23 protein-coding genes are annotated in these 19,590 nt (G+C 45.8%); 17 read left to right on the plus strand and 6 right to left on the minus strand.

The genetic code is table 11. From position 1 onward, the window contains the following. Positions 1-2: 2 nt before the first annotated feature. From ICN42_RS09175 to ICN42_RS09190, 4 genes are all read left to right on the plus strand, one after another. Complete coding sequence (locus ICN42_RS09175; protein WP_216253629.1) at positions 3-776, plus strand: ABC transporter permease; 774 nt, start codon at positions 3-5, stop codon at positions 774-776. 42 nt (positions 777-818) lie between these two features. Continuing rightward, a complete protein-coding gene (locus tag ICN42_RS09180) occupies positions 819-1,595 on the plus strand; it encodes an ABC transporter ATP-binding protein (protein WP_216253632.1) in 777 nt (258 codons plus the stop codon). Then, positions 1,592-2,350 (plus strand): sulfite exporter TauE/SafE family protein, encoded by a 759-nt coding sequence (locus ICN42_RS09185; RefSeq protein ID WP_216253636.1) that lies wholly within the window; start codon positions 1,592-1,594, stop codon positions 2,348-2,350. Before ICN42_RS09180 ends, ICN42_RS09185 begins: the two co-directional genes overlap by 4 nt. Positions 2,351-2,449: 99 nt before the next feature. Further along, positions 2,450-2,605, plus strand: a complete 156-nt coding sequence (locus ICN42_RS09190) for a hypothetical protein (RefSeq protein WP_216253639.1) — start codon at positions 2,450-2,452, stop codon at positions 2,603-2,605. Positions 2,606-2,716: 111 nt separating this feature from the next. On the opposite strand, the gene ICN42_RS09195 is transcribed toward ICN42_RS09190, so the two are convergent. After that, positions 2,717-2,881, minus strand: coding sequence for a hypothetical protein (locus ICN42_RS09195; protein ID WP_216253642.1), 165 nt, complete (start codon positions 2,879-2,881; stop codon positions 2,717-2,719). A 109-nt stretch (positions 2,882-2,990) separates the two neighbouring features. Then, on the minus strand, positions 2,991-3,767 hold the full coding sequence (locus ICN42_RS09200) for a ferredoxin--NADP reductase (protein ID WP_216253645.1): 777 nt from the start codon (positions 3,765-3,767) through the stop codon (positions 2,991-2,993). 162 nt (positions 3,768-3,929) lie between these two features. Between ICN42_RS09200 and ICN42_RS09205 the strand changes: the two genes are divergently transcribed. The 4 genes from ICN42_RS09205 to ICN42_RS09220 all read left to right on the plus strand — a co-directional run bounded on the left by ICN42_RS09205 (position 3,930) and on the right by ICN42_RS09220 (position 6,641). Continuing rightward, a complete protein-coding gene (locus ICN42_RS09205) occupies positions 3,930-4,412 on the plus strand; it encodes a disulfide bond formation protein B (protein WP_216253648.1) in 483 nt (160 codons plus the stop codon). A 63-nt stretch (positions 4,413-4,475) separates the two neighbouring features. Next, entirely contained in the window at positions 4,476-5,660 is a 1,185-nt protein-coding gene (locus ICN42_RS09210; RefSeq protein WP_216253652.1) for an acetate/propionate family kinase, read from the plus strand. Between the two features lie 13 nt (positions 5,661-5,673). Next, a complete protein-coding gene (locus tag ICN42_RS09215; protein WP_216253655.1) occupies positions 5,674-6,159 on the plus strand; it encodes an isoprenylcysteine carboxylmethyltransferase family protein in 486 nt (161 codons plus the stop codon). A 29-nt stretch (positions 6,160-6,188) separates the two neighbouring features. Continuing rightward, positions 6,189-6,641, plus strand: a complete 453-nt coding sequence (locus ICN42_RS09220) for an OsmC family protein (protein WP_216253657.1) — start codon at positions 6,189-6,191, stop codon at positions 6,639-6,641. A gap of 76 nt (positions 6,642-6,717) precedes the next feature. Here the strand turns inward: ICN42_RS09220 and lysS are convergent, their stop codons facing one another. From lysS to ICN42_RS09240, 4 genes are all read right to left on the minus strand, one after another. Next, a complete protein-coding gene (gene lysS, locus ICN42_RS09225) occupies positions 6,718-8,274 on the minus strand; it encodes a lysine--tRNA ligase (protein ID WP_216253660.1) in 1,557 nt (518 codons plus the stop codon). Between the two features lie 34 nt (positions 8,275-8,308). Continuing rightward, positions 8,309-9,413 (minus strand): peptide chain release factor 2 gene (gene prfB, locus ICN42_RS09230; protein ID WP_216253663.1). Its coding sequence is split into 2 segments (ribosomal slippage): positions 8,309-9,331 and positions 9,333-9,413, totalling 1,104 coding nucleotides; the frame shifts between segments, so codons are not numbered across the junction. A gap of 28 nt (positions 9,414-9,441) precedes the next feature. After that, complete coding sequence (gene recJ / locus ICN42_RS09235; RefSeq protein ID WP_216253666.1) at positions 9,442-11,187, minus strand: single-stranded-DNA-specific exonuclease RecJ; 1,746 nt, start codon at positions 11,185-11,187, stop codon at positions 9,442-9,444. Beyond that, a complete protein-coding gene (locus tag ICN42_RS09240; protein WP_216253669.1) occupies positions 11,184-12,164 on the minus strand; it encodes a hypothetical protein in 981 nt (326 codons plus the stop codon). The genes recJ and ICN42_RS09240 overlap by 4 nt, the downstream gene beginning before the upstream one ends. Before the next feature lie 49 nt (positions 12,165-12,213). Between ICN42_RS09240 and ICN42_RS09245 the strand changes: the two genes are divergently transcribed. The 9 genes from ICN42_RS09245 (at position 12,214) to arsH (ending at position 19,418) form a co-directional block, all read left to right on the plus strand. After that, on the plus strand, positions 12,214-13,473 hold the full coding sequence (locus ICN42_RS09245) for a lipoprotein-releasing ABC transporter permease subunit (protein ID WP_216253744.1): 1,260 nt from the start codon (positions 12,214-12,216) through the stop codon (positions 13,471-13,473). Then, the gene (locus ICN42_RS09250) at positions 13,466-14,161 is read left to right on the plus strand and encodes an ABC transporter ATP-binding protein (RefSeq protein WP_216253672.1); all 696 of its coding nucleotides are present in this window, start codon (positions 13,466-13,468) and stop codon (positions 14,159-14,161) included. The genes ICN42_RS09245 and ICN42_RS09250 overlap by 8 nt, the downstream gene beginning before the upstream one ends. Further along, positions 14,158-15,018 (plus strand): TatD family hydrolase, encoded by an 861-nt coding sequence (locus tag ICN42_RS09255; protein ID WP_216253675.1) that lies wholly within the window; start codon positions 14,158-14,160, stop codon positions 15,016-15,018. The genes ICN42_RS09250 and ICN42_RS09255 overlap by 4 nt, the downstream gene beginning before the upstream one ends. Positions 15,019-15,022: 4 nt before the next feature. Then, entirely contained in the window at positions 15,023-15,826 is an 804-nt protein-coding gene (locus ICN42_RS09260; protein WP_255539334.1) for a ComEC/Rec2 family competence protein, read from the plus strand. 164 nt (positions 15,827-15,990) lie between these two features. Further along, complete coding sequence (locus ICN42_RS09265; protein ID WP_216253678.1) at positions 15,991-16,776, plus strand: hypothetical protein; 786 nt, start codon at positions 15,991-15,993, stop codon at positions 16,774-16,776. 67 nt (positions 16,777-16,843) lie between these two features. After that, positions 16,844-17,170: a helix-turn-helix transcriptional regulator gene (locus ICN42_RS09270; RefSeq protein ID WP_216253682.1), complete on the plus strand. Its 327-nt coding sequence runs from the start codon at positions 16,844-16,846 to the stop codon at positions 17,168-17,170. After that, positions 17,170-17,649 carry an arsenate reductase ArsC gene (locus ICN42_RS09275; protein WP_216253685.1) on the plus strand — a complete coding sequence of 160 codons (480 nt, stop codon included), beginning with the start codon at positions 17,170-17,172 and terminating at the stop codon, positions 17,647-17,649. Before ICN42_RS09270 ends, ICN42_RS09275 begins: the two co-directional genes overlap by 1 nt. Continuing rightward, positions 17,646-18,698 carry an ACR3 family arsenite efflux transporter gene (gene arsB / locus ICN42_RS09280; RefSeq protein ID WP_216253688.1) on the plus strand — a complete coding sequence of 351 codons (1,053 nt, stop codon included), beginning with the start codon at positions 17,646-17,648 and terminating at the stop codon, positions 18,696-18,698. The genes ICN42_RS09275 and arsB overlap by 4 nt, the downstream gene beginning before the upstream one ends. 30 nt (positions 18,699-18,728) lie before the next feature. After that, complete coding sequence (gene arsH, locus ICN42_RS09285) at positions 18,729-19,418, plus strand: arsenical resistance protein ArsH (RefSeq protein WP_216253750.1); 690 nt, start codon at positions 18,729-18,731, stop codon at positions 19,416-19,418. The last annotated feature ends 172 nt before the right edge of the window (positions 19,419-19,590 follow it).

Genomic DNA, 19,590 nt, shown 5'->3' on the forward strand with positions numbered 1-19,590 from the left:
CCATGCAAATAATAAATTTTTTCAAGCAATTTCGTCGTTTAGCTTTTTTGGTGATTTTGCTTGCCGCCTGGGAGTATGCCAGTCGGTTTATTTTGGATAAAACTGAAGCCACCTTGTTGCCACCACCTTCGGGTGTGGCGCTGGGTGGTTTTGAATTAATGAAGTCTGGTGAAATCTGGAAACATTTATTCGATAGCTTATCCAGGGAATTCTTTGCATTTTGTTACGCATCCGTGGCCATCCCCTTAGGGATAGTTATGGGTTGTTTTAAGTGGGTCAATGAGCAGGTAGACCCTCTAGTAGAAATTTTGCGCCCGATACCGCCGATTGCTTGGATTCCATTAAGCATTCTTTGGTTTGGAGTGGGTAATACCCAGAATCAATTTATTATTTTTCTCGGAATTTTCTTTCCAATCCTGATTAATACAATTGATGCGGTAAAAAATGTTGAGCCCAACTTGATTCGTGCTGCACGTTGTTTGGGTGCTGGCTCATGGGGTGTGATCACTCGGGTTGTCTTGCGGGCAGCCTTGCCTCAGATTGTGACTGGCGTACGAATCGGTTTAGGGGTCGGTTGGATGGCCTTGGTAGCCGCTGAATTAGTGGGCGCCAATTCTGGCTTGGGATTCCTCATTAATGACGCACGCACGGTTTTGCGTACGGATTACATTTTGGTTGGCATGCTTGCAATTGGTCTGATTGGCCTGTGTTTAGATAGGTTGATTCGATACACTGCCCAAAAATTAATGCCATGGTCGCGCGCCCTGAATGCATAACACCATCACACTTATTGATAAATCATTCGAAAAAAATAAAAAATGCTTGCACTTAAAGTAGAAAATATAAAAAAGATTTATCCCTCCATGCATTCCAAGGGGCAGGAAGTCCTTGCAATCAAGGATATTTCTTTAGAGGTTCGCAAGAATGAGTTTTGTTCAATCTTAGGACACAGCGGCTGTGGAAAAACCACTTTGCTTAACCTGATCGCCGGCTTTGAAGTGCCCACCTCTGGAAGGATTGAATGTGCTGGAAAATTAGTAAAAGGGCCTGGTGCTGATCGTTCTATGGTTTTTCAGGACTACGCATTGTTTCCATGGCTAACTGTTTTTGACAATATTGCTTTTGGTTTAAAAATAAAAGGTATCGGCGCTTCAGAGATTAATAAGACAGTGACGCGTTATGCGGCTCTAGTTGGCCTGAGTCAGTTCACAAGTCACTACCCACACCAGCTCTCGGGCGGTATGCGTCAACGCGTCTCCATTGCTCGGGCTTTAGTTGTTGATCCGACTGTTCTGTTGATGGATGAGCCTTTTGCTGCATTGGACGCTCAGAATCGGGCAATGATGCAGGCGGAGATGATCCGCATCCTGAACGAAGAAAGCAAGACAGTAGTACTTGTTACGCACAGTATTGAGGAAGCGATTAATTTATCCGATGTGATTGTGGTGATGACTCGTCGACCAGGGCAGGTAAAAGAAATTATTCGCGTGCCTGAGCCCAGGAGAATGGTGGAGGATACGCCTGCCTATTTAGCGATTCGTCGGCAAATTCGTGATCTCATCGCGGGAGAGCATGAAGTAAGCGAGGTTGTTTGATTCTTGATGCTTGGATAACTATCCCCGTACTTATTTTTTCCGCAATAGTAGGTGGATTAGTTAGGCGGCTGAGCGGATTTGGCGGCGCTTTAATTATGTCGCCATTGTTGATGTGGGTATTTCCCATTCCCTCGCTCATTCCGATCGTCATGTCATCAGAAATTTTTGGCGGCATACTGCTTTCTCGCCAGTGGAAGCTACACGCGGATGATCGTTTGAGACTGTGGAAAATGCTGGCTTGTTCAGCCATTTTTCTGCCAGCAGGAATTCTCATCGGGAACTATGCATCTGTATCTTTAATTAAGATGTTCACCAGCATGGTGGTGCTGCTTTTTGCACTCTATCTACTCTCTAAGCCTCATTTAAAGATAGCCATCAATAGCCTCTTTGATGGTTTGGCGGGAGCCTTGTCAGGGCTCTTACTGGGCTCTTGCGGTATTGGTGGGCCGCCTGCCGCTTTATATCTCAATGCGACTCATCAAGAATTTATGAGAACGCGAGCCTTGCTATCTCAATTTGTCTCTGGAATTTCATTATTTGCTATTGTGGGAGCAAGTTTGATGGGCGCTGGTTTGGATTGGGTGTATTACCTACCCCTAGCCATACCCGCCTATTCTCTGGGTATATATATTGGCGGTCGCTTACTTTTCCATAATCCAGTGCCAGATAGCAGCATCAAGCGTCTATGCTTGATGCTTTTGGCTTGTAATGCCATTTTTAACCTCTGTTTATTACTTATATCAAAATTGCTATAAGTAAATGATATATATGTACTTTTCAGATATAAAAATTTCCCCTATTCTGTACTCATCAAGAGTTAGTTGCTCTTCACAAGGTCAGAAAAGGGGAATGAAATGGCATTTGCTACAGAGGTTGAACAATTACATGCTCAGAAAGCATCTGTAAGCGCTGAGAATCAACGTGTTGCCCAAGGCAATCAAGACGCTTTGCCGCAAGAAGAAGTGTCCAAGCAATTAAACCAAGAGGTGTACTTCCAGATTGAAGACTAAAGACTAAGCTTTTTAGTCACCACAGCGATCCTGCAAAATGATCTTGTTGTGATAAATAAAAAACCGCTAACTGATAGCGGTTTTTTATTTGCCTATAGTTATTCTGACTGCTTAGCTATAAGACTCTTCAAACTCTTGCGCTTTAATGGCATGCATTAGAAAGAGTATTCTTCTCTGAAAACTCTTACGCTCACTGATCTTGTCGTGCGGTAGACGATCATGCTCGCGAAGCAAATTGATAATCTCAGGGTTGTAATGCTCTCGCACTGGTGACATCTCAATTCCTTGGTAAATAACTCATTAAGTACAATTTACCAAGGTATCTTTATATCTACAAGGAATAAATAGCGATAACTTAATTATTTTTAGTTATATAAATACAGGTTTATTTCTCAACAAAAGCGCGTTCAAAGACATAGTCTCCTAATTGGCCTAAGCTTGGTGAGACCTTGAATCCCTTAGCATCCAGCATTTCAGCAGTCTCTTTGAGCATTGAAGGGCTGCCGCAAATCATCGCTCTATCAACAGCAGGATCCAGTGGTGGTAAGCCAATATCTTTAAATAGTTGCCCCGACTCAATCGCAGTAGTCAGGCGCCCAGTATGCTTAAAAGCCTCCCGAGTAACGGTTGGATAGTAAATCAGTTTTTCACGAATAATCTCACCTAAGAACTCATCTTGGCTCAACTCATTTTTAATATAATCACCATAAGCTAATTCGCTCACAAGACGCACGCCATGAATAAGTACCACCTTTTCAAACTTATCATAGGTTTCCGGGTCGCGAATAATGCTCATGAAAGGCGCTAGACCTGTACCGGTACTAAATAGATAAAGATGCTTACCGGGATTGAGGTCATCAATCACTAAGGTGCCAACAGATTTTTCGCTTACCAAAATGGGGTCTCCTACCTGGATCTTCTGGAGGCGCGAGGTAAGGGGGCCGTCTTGTACTTTGATGCTTAAAAACTCTAAATGCTCTTCGTAGTTCGGGCTAGCTACGCTGTATGCCCTTACTAAAGGCTTCCCTTCGACCTCAAGTCCGATCATTAAAAAATGACCGCTACGAAAGCGTAAACCTTTATTTCTAGTAGTGGTAAAGCTAAACAGGGTGTCATTCCAGTGGTGAACGGTTAGGACGGTTTCGGTGTTGTAGGCGGCCATGAAAGATGCTCAGTAAGATCTAAAGCCCTGATTATCCTCATTCTTGAGCATTAATTAGAGTAATGCGGTTGAAAAATAGGATTAACTATTCATATTTAATTAACTTTTAGTAATAAGGCCAGTATTTAGAGCTTCTTAACGGGATCTCGCTATCATCAAGCTATGAGTCGAAGTCAATATCTATGCATTTCTCTTTTATGCCTAAGCCTAGTCATTTTTGCTGTGATTCTTCAGCAAACAGGGTTTCAGGGTGTGATGTATTTACCGTGCCCATTGTGTATTTTGCAAAGGGTCGGGTACTTGGCAATTGCTATAGCTTGTTTTTGTGCGGCAGGGTTTCGGCTAAGCAGAAAAATTTTCCATGGAATCGCTATTTTGTTTTCTGCATATGGAATATCGGTAGCGACCCGCCAAGTTTGGTTACTCTCGCACCCAGAGTCTTCTTGTGGCATCGATCCACTAGAGACATGGATTAATCAATTTCAGTTGGTGCAGAGTCTTCCTTGGTTGTTTAAGGCGGACGGTCTTTGCTCTGCAAAATTACCCGCTATTTTGGGTCTGCAGGTACCTGAGTGGTCCCTGCTTTGGTTTGTGGTTCTCTTCCTGGTTTTACTGTTTACTTTTTTTAGGGTTCGTCGAACTTAAGTTCAACTTTTTAAGCTTGACTTCTCTTTTCGCAATTTAATCACAATTTAGTTTTAAAACATTATGGCTATTCTGACAGTAAACGCTGGATCCTCTTCCTTAAAGTTTTCAATTTATCCCACTCTTCATGGGTCAGTTTTGCCATCACTGTTATCGGGTACTTTTGAGGGCCTAGAGCCAGGTGGCAAACCTGAATTGCGCTATAGCCATCTGGGTAAAGAGTTGATAGTGAACTACTCGGATCATGGTGAAGATCCTTTTATTTCAGCATTGATGCATTTAAAGGTTCTATTGCTCGACATTCCGGATCTCCCGCCAATTCGCGCTGTATCCCACCGAATAGTTCATGGTGGCTCAGAATTTATTCAGGCCGTCATTGCAACGGATGCAATCTTAGATAAGTTGTCCAAAATGAGTATGCTGGCTCCGTTGCATCAGCCCCATAGCCTTGACGGTGTTAGAGCTTTTTCTTTGGCATTTCCAGGCATCCCTCAGGTGCTTTGTTTTGATACTGCCTTCCATAGAACGATGAGTAACCTAGAGACATCCCTTGCCTTGCCGAAGGAGATTACGGATCAAGGTGTTCGTCGATATGGTTTTCATGGAATTTCATATCAGTACATTATTGGTGAGTTGATCGAGAGTAGTGGCATGGCTAAAGAGAAGGTGCTTATGGCCCATCTTGGAAATGGCGCTAGTTTATGCGCCGCCATTGATGGCAAAAGTATCGCCACCACTATGGGTTTTTCTGCGCTAGATGGTTTGATGATGGGTACGAGAAGCGGCTCTCTAGATGCGGGTGTACTAATGTATCTTGTTGAGCGTGGCTATACGCATGATCAGCTACAGGATCTTTTATATCGAAAGAGTGGTCTTCTCGGTGTCTCAACTATCTCGGCCGATATGCGTAAGTTACGGGCAAGCACAAGCCCGCTAGCTAAAGAGGCCATTGAGCTTTTCACTTATCGACTGATTCGCGAGAGTGGGGCTATGATCGCCTGCCTTAGGGGCTTGGATATTCTTTCATTCAGCGGCGGAATTGGTGAACATGATGTATTGCTCAGATCCGAAGTTTGCAAACAGTTAGCCTGGTTAGGTATTGAGTTAGATGAGGCTTTAAATCGACAGGCGATTGGGAGCCTCACTCTGAAGATTAGTAGCAAAAGCAGTCGAGTTGAGGTATGGGTAGTACCCACCGATGAAGGGGTAATGACGGCCCAAGAAGCAATTAACTTACTCCGTTCATAGTGAGAGCTCATTAATGAAGATGCCGCCACGTCAATCAATTATTAAGCGAGGGGCTTGGTATGTGGTGATTCAGGCGATCCTCATTGGCCTTATATTATTTGGTCCGTATGGAGCTCCCTTGCTAACAACTCAGGCCTTTCGAACTCCATTGCAAGTCTTTGGCATAGCATTAGGAGTGCTTGCATTCCTCATCATGCTCATTTCTGCAATCCATCTTGGTAAAAATCTCACGCCTTTGCCTTTCCCTAGGGACGATGCCAAATTAGTGCAATCTGGTTTGTATGGCATTGTCCGGCACCCACTCTATTTTGGGGTGATCTTGGCTTCGCTGGCGTGGCTGCTGATATTCCCCTATGTGGGTATTTTGATGTATGCGATAGCGCTATTTATTTTGTTTGATCTAAAGGCAGGTCGAGAGGAAGTTTGGCTATTGCAGCGCTTTCCTGCTTATGCAGCATACCAATCTCAGGTTAAAAAACTGATCCCTGGTATTTATTAACATGCCCATTTTATTTATTGGAGTTTGATATGAGTAAGGAACCAACCGTTAGGCTAGTGCAGCAAAGTGATTATCAATTTGCCATTTATTACAGCGAAGAGAAAGATCCTATATATGGAGATGAGCCGCCACCACTTGGAAGATCGCAAGGCGCAACTCCTTCACAATTTTTGCTGGCAGGAGTAGCTAACTGTTTATCCGATTCTTTATTGTTTGCATTAAGAAAGTTTAAGCAAAACCCAGAGCCAATTGAAACTACAGCGAGTTGCGAGATTGGTAGAAATGCAGAAAACCGATTGCGCATTCTCGCGATTCAGGTAGAGATCCGCGTTGGTGTTCCAGGGGGAAGCCTTGAAAATCTTGATCGCGTACTGGCTCAATTTCAGGATTTTTGTACCGTGTCTTCTAGCGTCAGTCTAGGCATTCCGGTGAACGTGACGGTCATCGATAGCGATAATCATCAGCTTTATCCCGCTAGTTAAATATTAGTGATTTGATTAAAAAAGCCGCAGATCATTTGAATCTGCGGCTTTTTGTATTTCTAAAGCATTGAAGTTTTTATTCTTCTTCGCGACGTAGGTGTGGGAACAAAATGACATCACGAATGTTTGGCGCATCCGTTAATAACATCACGAGGCGATCAATGCCGATACCGCAACCGCCAGTTGGAGGCATGCCGTACTCTAGAGCACGAATGAAGTCGTGGTCGAAGTACATTGCCTCTTCGTCACCAGCCTCTTTTTGTTCCACTTGCTTACGGAAGCGATTAGCTTGATCTTCTGCATCATTTAACTCAGAGAAGCCGTTAGCAATTTCTCGACCAGTAATGAATAGCTCAAAACGTTCAGTAATACCGGGACGTGTATCAGATTCCCGTGCGAGGGGACTTACTTCGATTGGGTAATCAATGATGTAGGTCGGCTCCCATAGGTGTGACTCGGCAACCAATTCAAATAAAGCCAGTTGGAGTGCGCCGATACCCGCGTTCTTGAGGGCAGGGCTATCTGGGTTTTCGCCACCTTTTTTCAATTCAGTACGAATAAATGCAGCGTCTTCTAATTGAGCGGGTTCATAACTCTTATTGGACTGACCACAGTATTTAAGGATGGCTTCTGTAATCGTTAAACGTTGGAAAGGTTTGCTCAAATCAAGCTCGCGACCTTGGTGCGTCAGGACGGCTGTGCCTTGGGCATCCATTGCTGCCGCACGAATCAAACTCTCCGTGAAATCCATCAACCAACGGTAATCCGTATAGGCCGCATAGAATTCCATCATGGTAAATTCTGGATTGTGACGCGGGCTAACACCCTCGTTGCGGAAGTTGCGGTTAATCTCAAACACACGCTCAAAGCCGCCGACTACCAAGCGCTTTAAATACAACTCTGGCGCAATGCGTAAGAACATTTGCATATCCAAAGCATTGTGGTGCGTAATAAACGGCTTAGCTGTAGCACCGCCAGGAATGGGATGGAGCATCGGTGTTTCCACTTCCATGAAGTCGGCATCCAGCATGTGGCGACGCAGGGAAGCAATCGTATTGCTACGCGCTCTGAAGGTGTTTCGGCTCTCTGGATTCACAATTAAATCAACATAGCGTTGACGATATTTAGTCTCTAAATCAGAGAGGCCATGGAATTTATCTGGAAGAGGGCGCAAGGACTTACTCAGGAGGCGAAGATTACTACATTCGACTGAGAGCTCACCCTTATTGGTCTTGAATAAATTACCTTCAGCAGAGATAAAGTCACCCATATCCCAGTGCTTGAAAGCACCATGAGTATCGGCGCCGCTAATTTCATCATTAATGTAGAACTGAATCTGACCACTGCGATCTTGAATGGTGGCAAAACTGGCTTTACCCATCACACGCTTGAGCACCATACGGCCAGCAACTTTCACGTGGACTTTTTTAGCGGCCAACTCTTCTTTAGTAAGGCTATCGTAGTGGGTGTGCAGATCGGCAGCTAAGTGAGTCGGCACAAAGTCGTTGGGAAACGCTACTCCGCCTTCGCGCAACTTGGCTAATTTCTCACGACGCTCAGCAATGATGTGATTTTCATCAACAGCCTCAGGAGCGGGGGTTAGGTTTGGATTGGAATTCACTTGATCGTTCATGGGAAGTAGTAATAACTGAAATAGAGGTAATGAATCAAACGCCTTGCTTTAGGCTGGCTTCAATAAAGGCATCAAGATCACCATCTAATACTTTTTGTGTATTAGAGATCTCAACGTTGGTACGTAAGTCTTTAATTCGACTTTGATCCAGTACGTAGGAGCGGATCTGATGACCCCAGCCCACATCGGTTTTACTAGCCTCAAGCTTGTCTTGCTCGGCGCGACGCTTTTGCATCTCATGCTCATATAGACGTGACTTCAACATCGTCATCGCTTCAGCTCTATTGCGATGCTGGCTTCGATCGTTCTGACACTGCACCACAATTCCTGTTGGCAGGTGGGTTAAACGAACAGCGGAGTCGGTCTTATTAATATGCTGACCACCCGCACCAGAGGCGCGATAGGTATCGGTACGAATATCCGCTGGATTGACGTCAATCTCAATTGAGTCATCAACCTCTGGATATACGTAAATACTGGCAAAGGAAGTATGGCGACCATTAGAAGAGTCAAAGGGGGACTTACGCACTAAGCGATGTACACCAGTCTCTGAGCGAAGGTGGCCATAGGCGTACTCACCATCCACCTTGATAGTCGCGCTTTTGATGCCAGCCACGTCGCCATCAGATTCTTCCAGAATTTCTGTCTTGTAGCCTTTGCGCTCGCAATATTTGAGATATTGACGAAAGAGCATGCTGGCCCAGTCGCAGGCTTCTGTTCCGCCAGCACCCGCTTGAATATCAATAAAGCAATTACAGGAGTCCATCTCATTGTGAAACATGCGGCGGAACTCAAGATCGTGAATGATCTTGCCGTAGCTCTCAACATCTTGCTCGATAGCAGCAATAGTCTCAAAATCACTTTCTTCTTTAGCCATATCGAATAACTCGATGGCGCCAGTGATATTGCTATTTAAATCGGTGAGGGTACCAACCACACCATCGAGCAATTTCTTTTCTTTGCCGAGGGCTTGTGCTTTCTTTTGATCATCCCAGATGGTGGGATCTTCAAGAATAGAGTTAACTTCAGTAAGGCGTCGTGACTTTACTTCGAAGTCAAAGATACCCCCGAAGTGCTTGCTCACGGGTGAGCAGATCGGAGAGGGTATTTGAAATAGTATTGAGTTGTTCGGCTTCCATCCCCTGATTATAAGGGGGTTATTGCAGCTCAGCCCTCGTCGTGGCCTTCAACCATGAGTTGCACACGAGCCTGACCCTGAAAGCGGTCTGTGACTAGGCGATAGGCTAGCTTGGCCTTGGCTGGCAACGGTTGGGTGCGATTGAACCAGACCCCCGTAAATGGTTTACTAGCCAGTTGACCATCTCCAATTGGGCGAAGCTGTAAGCGCAGATGTTTCTCCTTCATGAGACTCTGCTGGCCAACCTCGAATTCTCCATAAAAAATGGGTTGAGGAAAGCCTTGCCCCCAGATTTCTTCGGCCAGGAGATCACCAGTTTCTGGTGTGAATTCAGAAAGATCGAGCGAGCCATCATGTATGTGGCGACGCTCTAGCAATTCATCATTGAGTAATTCATTGGCAACCTGCTGGAACAGGACGTCAAACTTTTCAAAATCGGCTTTTCTGATGCTTAGCCCCGCCGCCATCGCATGGCCACCAAATTTGAGAATCAGGCCTGGTTCGCGTTTGGAAACAATGTCCAAGGCATCACGCAGATGAAAGTCTGTGAGTGATCTACCGGAGCCACGCAATTCTTCTCCGCTAGGGCCATCAGCGGGAGCAAACACAATTGCAGGGCGATTAAAGCGTTCTTTTAGACGGGAGGCTACGATGCCGACCACGCCCTGATGCCACTCTGCGTTCCAAAGGCAGATGCTCGAACGCTCTGCCATGGTGCCTGCCAATTGATCTTCAGCGAGGTGCGCAAGAGCCGCTTCTTGCATGCCACCTTCAATCACGCGTCGTTCGCGATTAATGCGATCGAGCTCATAAGCCAGTTCAATCGCTTCATCAGGTTTATCGCTGAGTAATAGGCGAATGCCTAAAGTCATATCCGCTAAGCGTCCCGCTGCATTCAGGCGAGGGCCGATAGCAAAACCTAAGTCAAAGGTATTAGCTTTGCGAGGATCCCTTACTGCCGCCTGAAAGAGTGCTTGAATACCCGCTTGCGAAACCCCGGCGCGAATGCGCTTCAAGCCATTGGAAACCAAGATGCGGTTATTGCGATCGAGTTGCGCAACATCCGCTACGGTACCTAAGGCTACGAGATCTAATAAGTTCTCAATTTTGGGTTGAGTCTCAGCGGTGAATTTCCCGCGCTTACGCAGTTCAGCGCGAAGGGCAACTAATAAGTAGAACATCACCCCGACACCAGCAAGCGCTTTGCTGGGAAAGGTGCAGCCTGGCTGATTGGGATTGACGATCGCAGTAGCTTTGGGTAGTCGATCGCCCGGCAGGTGATGGTCAGTCACAATGACTTCCATACCTAACTCGCGAGCGCGATCCACCCCAGCTTCGCTGGCAATACCGTTATCAACGGTGATGAGGTATTGAGGTTTGGGAATTTGCTGGGCAGCTAAATCGACTACTTCTGGAGTTAACCCATAGCCCATCGTAAAACGATTTGGCACTAGGAACTGAATCGCGGTATCCGACCCACCCAACATCTTTAAGCCACGCAAGGCAACTGCGCAAGCTGTAGCGCCATCGCAGTCATAGTCTGCCACTACTAACATCGACTCTTTGCGCTCGAGAATATCTGCGAGCAGGCTAGCTGTGCTGATGCAGTTCTTGAGCTCTACTGGCGAAAGTAGTTGTTTGAGATCTAAAGAGAGTTCATCGGGCTTATCAATACCGCGGGCTGCATACAGCCTTGCTAGTAGTGGATGCAAGCCGCTTTGCTGCAACCAGCTGGCTGTGCGATCCGAGAAAGGGCGTTGAGAAAATACGCTCATGCCGAAATAATTTCTTTCCAAGTGAAGGGTTCAGTTTTTTTCCAGAAGGCCCACGACTTTTTATTTAAGTCTTTGACTGTCAATATTCTGTGACGTACTTGACCTTTTGGAAAGTCGATGATTTCAATTTCATGTAATTCTTGAGTGAGAAGGGCTTTGCTTAAGTCTCTCCAAATGCTCTCGGGGCGATCAAGCCATGCAAAGGCATTTGATAGTTTTGAGAAATCAATTTCACTTTGCTGGGGAATGCCAAGATGATTGGCCAATCCAGCCAAGAGGAGGTGAGTTCCATAGATCTGAGTGGCACCCTTTAATAATTCAGGAATCTGAACATCGGCTAATTTGCCGATACCGCTAATCCATAGGGAGTTAATGCTGAGGAGTCCACGTTGGGCGCGTTCTTCATTGACGGGGTCAATGTGCCAGAGCATCTGAATTTCATTCTGGAGTTTGCGCCAGAGTTTGGCAATTCCAACTTCATTTGTATCGCGCGGCATCCACCAGTCAATATTGCGACCATGTGCCTGATCAATGGAGTGCGTTGCTAGGCTAGCAAATGGCCCTGCCGGAATAAACCAATCGCGCTGTCCTTGGAATAACACTTTGCTTCCAAAATCCTCTTCGATAAAAGGGAGGGCAACTTGAAGTAAGCGGGCAGATTCATCTTCCGTCAGATCAATCTGACTTTGCGCCATCAAAATCAAATGATCTCGAGTGGCGTGGAAGTGGACGGGTTGAAGGCAGGCAATGATTTCATTGGGATTCACTACTAAATCACTTTGGCCCAATAGCAAGACGGGGGCAATCGGTAGCCGATCTCCCAATAGGTAGCGCTCCTGCGGAAGCCCGCTGGGCGGGATATTTTGATCCAATCCTGAGTCAATAGCATCTTCCCCTGACACCATCAGGGTAAAGCGTCGCAAAGAGCTTGATTGGGAGGTCAAATTAGCAGTCATTCCCCTGATTTTAGGTGGCATTTACAGAATCCATAGGTTTGTCTATCCAATTGTCTAAACTGTGGCTATGTTGAGACTTCCTATTGAGCTAGAAATTGGCCTGCGCTATACCCGATCTAAGCGTCGCAAGACGGTAGGGAAGCGTGACGGCTTCCTCTCTTTTATCTCCGGAATCTCCACCGCAGGTATCGCTTTAGGCGTTGCTGCCTTGATTGTGGTGCTCTCAGTGATGAATGGCTTCCAGAAAGAGGTGCGCGATCGCATGCTGTCCGTGCTCTCTCATATTGAAATTACTGCCCCTGATGGTCTGGCTAATTGGGAGCCGCTTGCCCTGAAGGTGGCTGCTCAGCCCCATGTAATCGGTGTAGCTCCCATGGTGAGTTCGCAAGGTTTATTGAGTCGCGAGAATGTGATGCGTGGCGTAGCCATTCGTGGAGTACTCCCGAGTGAAGAGGGTAAGGTTTCTGATTTACCTAAACAGTTTGTTGCTGGCAGTATTGAAGATCTCAAGCCGGGTGCTTTTGGTGTCGCTTTAGGCGCACAGCTTGCCAATATTGTTGGTGCACGCGTCGGTGATCGTATTAATTTGATCGTGCCTGAGAGCGACCTCACTCCAGCAGGTGCTATGCCTAGAATGCGTACGCTGCAAGTCGTAGGCATTGTAGATAGCGGTCATTATGAATACGACAGCTCCTTGGCCATCCTACATTGGAAGGATGCTGCCGCTTTATTGCGCCTACAAGACCCTTCCGGTTTACGCGTGAAGGTAGACGATATGCAACGTGCTCCAGAGATAGCTTCTGAGTTAGCTCAAGTTGTCCCGCAAGCGCTCTGGGTTAGCGACTGGTCACGCTCCAACCGTAATTGGTTTGCTGCTGTTCAAACTGAAAGAAAGATGATGTTCATCATCCTGACATTGATTATTGCAGTTGCTGCCTTCAATCTTGTGTCTACTTTGGTGATGACTGTTAATGAGAAGCAGGCAGATATTGCCATTTTGAGAACGATGGGTGCTAGCCCGGGATTAATTCAACGGATCTTCTTGGTGCAAGGCTTGGCGATTGGCTTGCTGGGTTCGCTAGCTGGTGTTGGCTTAGGGCTCTTGATTGCCTTGAATATCGATGTGATTGTTCCAGCAATTGAAGCCATCTTTCGAGTGCGTTTCTTGCCGCGCGATGTCTACTTTATTAGCGAGTTGCCTTCGGATGTTCGTCTATCCGATGTGATGACAGTTGGATTGATGGCTTTTGGACTTTCTGTATTAGCCACCTTGTATCCAAGTCGTCGCGCTGCTCAAGTTCAGCCTGCGGAGGCATTACGCTATGAGTAATCTAGAACAAATTATTCTGAGTGCTTCTGGTCTGGCAAAGACTTATGGCAAAGGGCCAACAGCCGTTGACGTACTCAGGGAGATTGATTTACAGGTGGCCGCATCTGAGAAAGTGGCCATCGTTGGTTCTTCGGGTTCAGGTAAAAGTACTTTGCTGCACTTGTTGGGCGGTTTAGATACTCCCAGTGCGGGGACAGTCATTCTTACCGGGGAAAATCTCCACAAGTTACCGGTTGGTAGATTGGATCAATTACGCAATCAGAGTCTAGGATTTATTTACCAGTTCCATCACCTCTTAGATGAATTCAGTGCCGTTGAGAATGTCGCCTTACCTTTACGGATTCGTGGACTCAGCAATGAAGAGTCTATGGAGCGGGCAAACACCATGTTGCATGCGGTTGGTTTGGCAAAGCGTGTACAGCACACCCCAGGCGAGCTCTCTGGCGGCGAGCGTCAACGTGTTGCAGTTGCCCGTGCATTGGTTGGCAATCCTTCATGCGTCCTAGCTGATGAACCTACAGGCAATTTGGATACTGAAACTGCTGATGGCGTATTTGACTTAATGTTGGATATTGCTCGTGAGCAGGGCACTGCCTTTGTGATTGTGACCCACGATCCTATACGCGCCAAACGTTGTGACCGGATTTTGCATTTAGAGCGCGGAGTATTGAAGACGTTCGCGCAATGAGCGAAGCTAGCCAAGAACTCGCATGGATTGATACCCATTGCCATGTGGATGCGCCCGAGTTTTCGGACATGCTTCCAGAAATTATTTCAGGGGCTGCAGTTAAAGGCGTTAAGGCAATTTTGATACCTACGGTTCAAGCTGCTGATTGGGAGCAAGTTAAAAAATTAGTAAACCAGTACGGCAAAACGATTCCTGGATTGGTTTACACGCTCGGCATTCATCCTCTGTACATCAACCAAGCTAAAGAGAGTGATATCAAGACCTTTAAAAATCAAATTGAGCATTCATTAAATGACCCTCGGTTTGTAGGGGTTGGTGAGATTGGATTGGATTATTTTGTCGAGGGACTTGATCCACAGCGCCAAGAGCATTTTTTTCATGTGCAACTCGATTTGGCGCAAGAATTTAATTTACCGGTCATTTTGCATGTGCGCCGTTCACAAGATGCCATTCTTAAAGCGCTACGCAAGAGAAAAGTTCCCAGTGGTATAGCCCATGCCTTTAATGGCAGCCATCAGCAAGCTGAGCAATTTATTGAATTAGGCTTCAAGCTGGGGTTTGGTGGCGCGGCTACATATGATCGTGCCCTGCAGATTAGAAGGCTCTTGCAAGAGCTGCCACTCAAAAGTATTGTCACTGAAACCGACGCACCCGATATCCCACCGGCATGGCTTAAGGAGGAGGGTGGCCGATTCAATGAGCCTGCTTTACTTCCCAGAATTGCTAAGCAACTGGCGACCATTCGTGGTGTCGATGATGGGCTATTTTCAAGGGCTGTTTGGCAAAATGCGATGCACGCTTTACCCCGTTGGTCAGCTCTGATGACCAGCAACTCAACCCCGCAATCCGCTTCTTAAAAACTTGCGAATTAACATTGCGGCGTTTATCGCCGGGGGATCGCTTCTTCTATTTTTGCCTGTTGTGCCAGAGTATTGGCGCTGGTTATGCGCGGCAAGCATCATCATTTCTCTCTTGTGTGTTTACCTGAATTGCTCGTTTACGAAATATCGGTATGCAAGTAGCGTCTTGTTGGCAGCGTGCTGTTTTGCTCTAGGTTTTGCCTGGAACGCCGATTACGCAGAAAGTCGTTTAAACAATATTCTTTCAATAGAGTATGAGGGTAAAGAGCTTGTACTTGAGGGCAGGGTAAATGCTTTACCTCAGAGCTCTCCTAGTGGGGCGAAGTTTTCTTTTGATGTGGATCAGGCATTTCTAGGACGTGACAGAATTGAATCATTTCCTCCACGGGTGTACTTGAGCTGGCAGCCAGCATGGCGCAATCCTCAAGATGTACCAGAAGTTATACCGGGCCAGAGATGGGAATTTAAAGTCAAAATCAAAAGGCCCTATGGATCCCTCAATCCCCATACCTTTGATTTTGAGCGTTGGTCGTTTCATCAAGACTTCGGCGCCAGTGGATCGGTCAGGTCGGGAAAACTATTGCTTGAGAAAGAGATAGGGTTGACTGAATTTGCTTTAGCAATGGAATATCTGCGCTGGAAGTTAAGGCAAAAGATTCAGCGCCTCCTGCCCAAAGAAGCACGCTATGGTGGAGTCGTAGCCGCGCTGGTGATGGGTGATCAGAATGCGATTAACCAAGAAGATTGGCGTGTATTTAACGCGACGGGTATTGGGCATCTGATATCAATTGCAAAGCTGCTGTAATGCTAATGAAATCAGTTAGTTAAGTACTGCTAATTTGGTATGAATTTGAGCTCATTAAGTGACTCATTGCATATAGACGTCAATGTCAGGTAACGGCCAACAAGAGACAGAGAGCCGATTGTTAAGTGTGTCTTAATCTAGTTTTCATAGGGCAAAATAAACCCATGACAACAGTAATCGTTCAGGGAAGCGGGGATGTCGGATCAGCCATCGCCCAACAGCTATTTCTTCATGGAGCAAAAGTCATCATTTCCGATGAAATTGCACCCGCACATCTTCGCAGGGGGATGAGCTTTGTCGACGCCTACTACCAAGGTTTTGCACAATTGGAGGGGGTTGCTGCTCAATACGTAATTCATTTGCCGTCCGAGCGTCTCGAGGAGATATTGGTTTGTAGCTTAGATGTTGAAGCATTGCTTGCGCAAACGAAGGCTGAGGTTGTTATTGATGCCCGTATGAAGAAGAGATCCACCCCACAATTACCGGCTTGGAAAACCCAGTACAAAACCTTATTGATAGGTCTAGGCCCAGGTTTCGAAACTAACACTAATTGTGATATCGCAATTGAAACCGCATGGGGCGAATCATTGGGTGGTGAAGTGGCTGGACCCACCAAACCCTTGGAAGGTGAGCCACGACCAATTGAAGGATTTGCAAGAGAGCGCATTGTTTACGCTCCCAAAGCAGGTACGTGGAAAACTGCGCTAGACATTAATGAAGTAGTTCGGGCTGGGGACATCTTGGGGCATATTAATGAGGATGCAATCAAGGCACCAATTTCAGGCACCCTCAAGGGAATTAGTCATCACGGCGCCCACGTAAAAGTACAACAAAAAATTATTGAAGTTGACCCCTCCTCTGAGTCTCAAATTTATGGCTTGGGTGAGAGACCTAGGAAAATATCAAAAGGTATATTGAGGGTTCTTCACGAGAGAAAAATCATAGATTGATGGCAAAACTTCCTGCCGATTTGATATATGTCACAGAAATGCAACATTATTCGATTATTATCGAATTATGAAAAATAACGAAGCAATTCTGGCCTTTATTGCTCTTGGCCAGGAGTCCCGTCTCAATGTATATCGCCTTATTGTGCAAAAGGGTGATGTTGGGCTGATGCCGTCACAGATCCACGAAATGCTGGGCATTCCAAATGCCACATTAAGTTTTCATCTCAAAGAGCTCTACCAGGCAAATTTAATTACCGTAGAGCGTCAAAGTCGCAATCTCATTTATAGACCAAATCCTGGCATGGTTGAAGAGCTTAGCGAGTTTTTATTGGCTAACTGCTGCGGTGGTCAATCATGTAAATCAACTAAAACTGTGAAGAAGGTAAAAGCCTAATGAAGCAATACAACATCCTCTTTCTTTGTACACATAACTCGGCTCGTTCTGTCTTGGGTGAGGCATTGGCCTCCACCCATTCCAGCGGCAAGTTTGTTGGCTATTCCGCGGGCTCAACACCAGGCACTCAAGTTAATCCATTTGCAAGAGAAATTGCCCTAGAGCTTGGATACGATGAAAGTAAATTGCGCTCCAAGAGTTGGGATGAATATGGTTTGCCTGATGCTCCTAAGATGGACTTCATTGTGACGGTTTGCGATAACGCGGCGGGTGAAGTGTGCCCATTCTGGCCGGGTAAGCCATCTACGGCTCATTGGGGCTTTCCTGACCCATCGCAAGTGCAAGGTACAGATTTAGAAAAGAAAGCCGCCTTTAATGAAGTAAAAAATGGACTTAAAAGACGTTTAGACATACTGGCTGCTATGCCATTAGAAAAGCTTGACTCAATGAGTCTTAAAGAGATTCATACAAAAGCATGAGTTCGCTTACTAAAAAACTATCGTTCCTTGATCGCTACCTAACGGTATGGATCTTCGTTGCTATGGCGGTGGGTATTGGCTTGGGCTACTTTGTTCCAAGTGTTGAAGGATTTATTAACTCCTTTCAGGTTGGCACAACTAATATTCCAATTGCCATTGGTTTGATATTGATGATGTACCCGCCTTTTGCTAAGGTGCGGTATGAGGATTTGCCTGATGTCTTTAAGGACAAGCGCATCTTTGGCATCTCTATTTTGATGAACTGGTTTGTAGCGCCAGCATTGATGTTCTTTTTGGCGATTACCTTTGTACCAGATCAGCCCGAATATATGGCCGGCTTGATTCTGATTGGGATAGCGCCTTGTATTGCTATGGTGATTGTTTGGAATGACTTGGCTAAAGGCTCTACTGAGTATGCTGCTGGGTTGGTAGCCTTTAATGCCATCTTCCAAGTACTGTTCTTTAGCGTGTACGCCTATTTCTTCTTAACTGTATTGCCACCGTATTTTGGTTTGGCTGGCGCTAATGTCAGTGTCAGCATGGGTCAGATCGCAGAAAGTGTCTTTATCTATTTGGGTGTTCCTTGTATTGCCGGAATACTTACCCGAGTAGTCATGCTCAAGTTTGTTTCTAAAGAGTGGTACCACGAGCACTTTGTACCTCGCATTGGCAAGATCACTTTGATTTCTTTGTTATTCACAATTGTGGTGATGTTTAGCCTCAAAGGCAGTTTGATCCTTACTTTGCCAATGGATGTCGTAACCATTGCCGTCCCGTTACTAGTGTTTTTTGTGGTGATGTTCCTCTTAACATTCCTTGTTACCGGGAAGATGGGGATTGATTACAAGCGTTGCTGTACTTTATCGTTCACAGCGTCTAGTAATAACTTTGAATTAGCTATTGCCGTAGCAATCGCTGTATTTGGGATTAATTCAGGGGCGGCATTTGCGGCAGTTATTGGTCCTTTGGTTGAAGTGCCCATCATGATTGGTTTAGTGACGGTAGCTTTATGGTTTAAGGAAAGCTTCTTTTCTAAGGAAAAAAATTAAGTGTTTGAAAGTCCCATTGAATTCCCGGCGTTGGTCGAAGAGCTTTTTCAAATTCCAGAAATTGAGAAACTTAATTCTCAAGTTAACTCACATCCTCCAAGATTCTTGATGCTTTATGGATCTTTGCGTGAGAGATCATATAGTCGCTTATTAACCTACGAAGCAGCTAGATTGCTTACTGCAATGGGTGGCCAGGTAAAGATCTACGATCCAACTGGGCTGCCTTTGGTTGACAGTGTTCCTGATACTCATCCAAAGGTAAAAGAGTTGCGTGAATTGGCATTATGGGCGGAAGGTATGGTGTGGACTTCGCCTGAGCGACATGGCGCAATGACGGGGTTATTAAAGACGCAGATTGACTGGATTCCATTGTCTGATGGTGCAGTAAGGCCAACCCAAGGCAAGACTTTAGCGGTGATGCAAGTCTGTGGCGGCTCTCAATCATTTAATGCGGTCAATCAAATGCGAATTTTGGGTAGATGGATGAGAATGCTCACCATCCCTAATCAGTCCTCCGTAGCTAAGGCGTTTACTGAATTTGAAGAAGACGGCCGTATGAAGCCATCAGCCTTTTATGACCGGGTTGTAGATGTGATGGAAGAGCTCTATAAGTTCACTTTGCTAACTCGAAATATTAGCGCTTACTTGACTGACCGCTATAGCGAGAGAAAAGAATCGGCTGAAGAGCTATCCAAGCGGGTAAATCAAAGGTCAATCTAGATTTTGGTATTACTAGGGCTGCGCTTGTGACAGTCTGTTATGGGTCTTGATTTCAACCCGTCGATGCAACACACTACAAACTGCGTAAGCGCAAGGAGTGTTGCTCATGAAACAACGACCTCGAATCTATTACACAGCCACCCAGAAGGATTTAATGTGGGAGCGCTGGAAA

This window comes from Polynucleobacter sp. 71A-WALBACH (genome assembly GCF_018882365.1).
Taxonomy (GTDB): Bacteria; Pseudomonadota; Gammaproteobacteria; order Burkholderiales; family Burkholderiaceae; genus Polynucleobacter.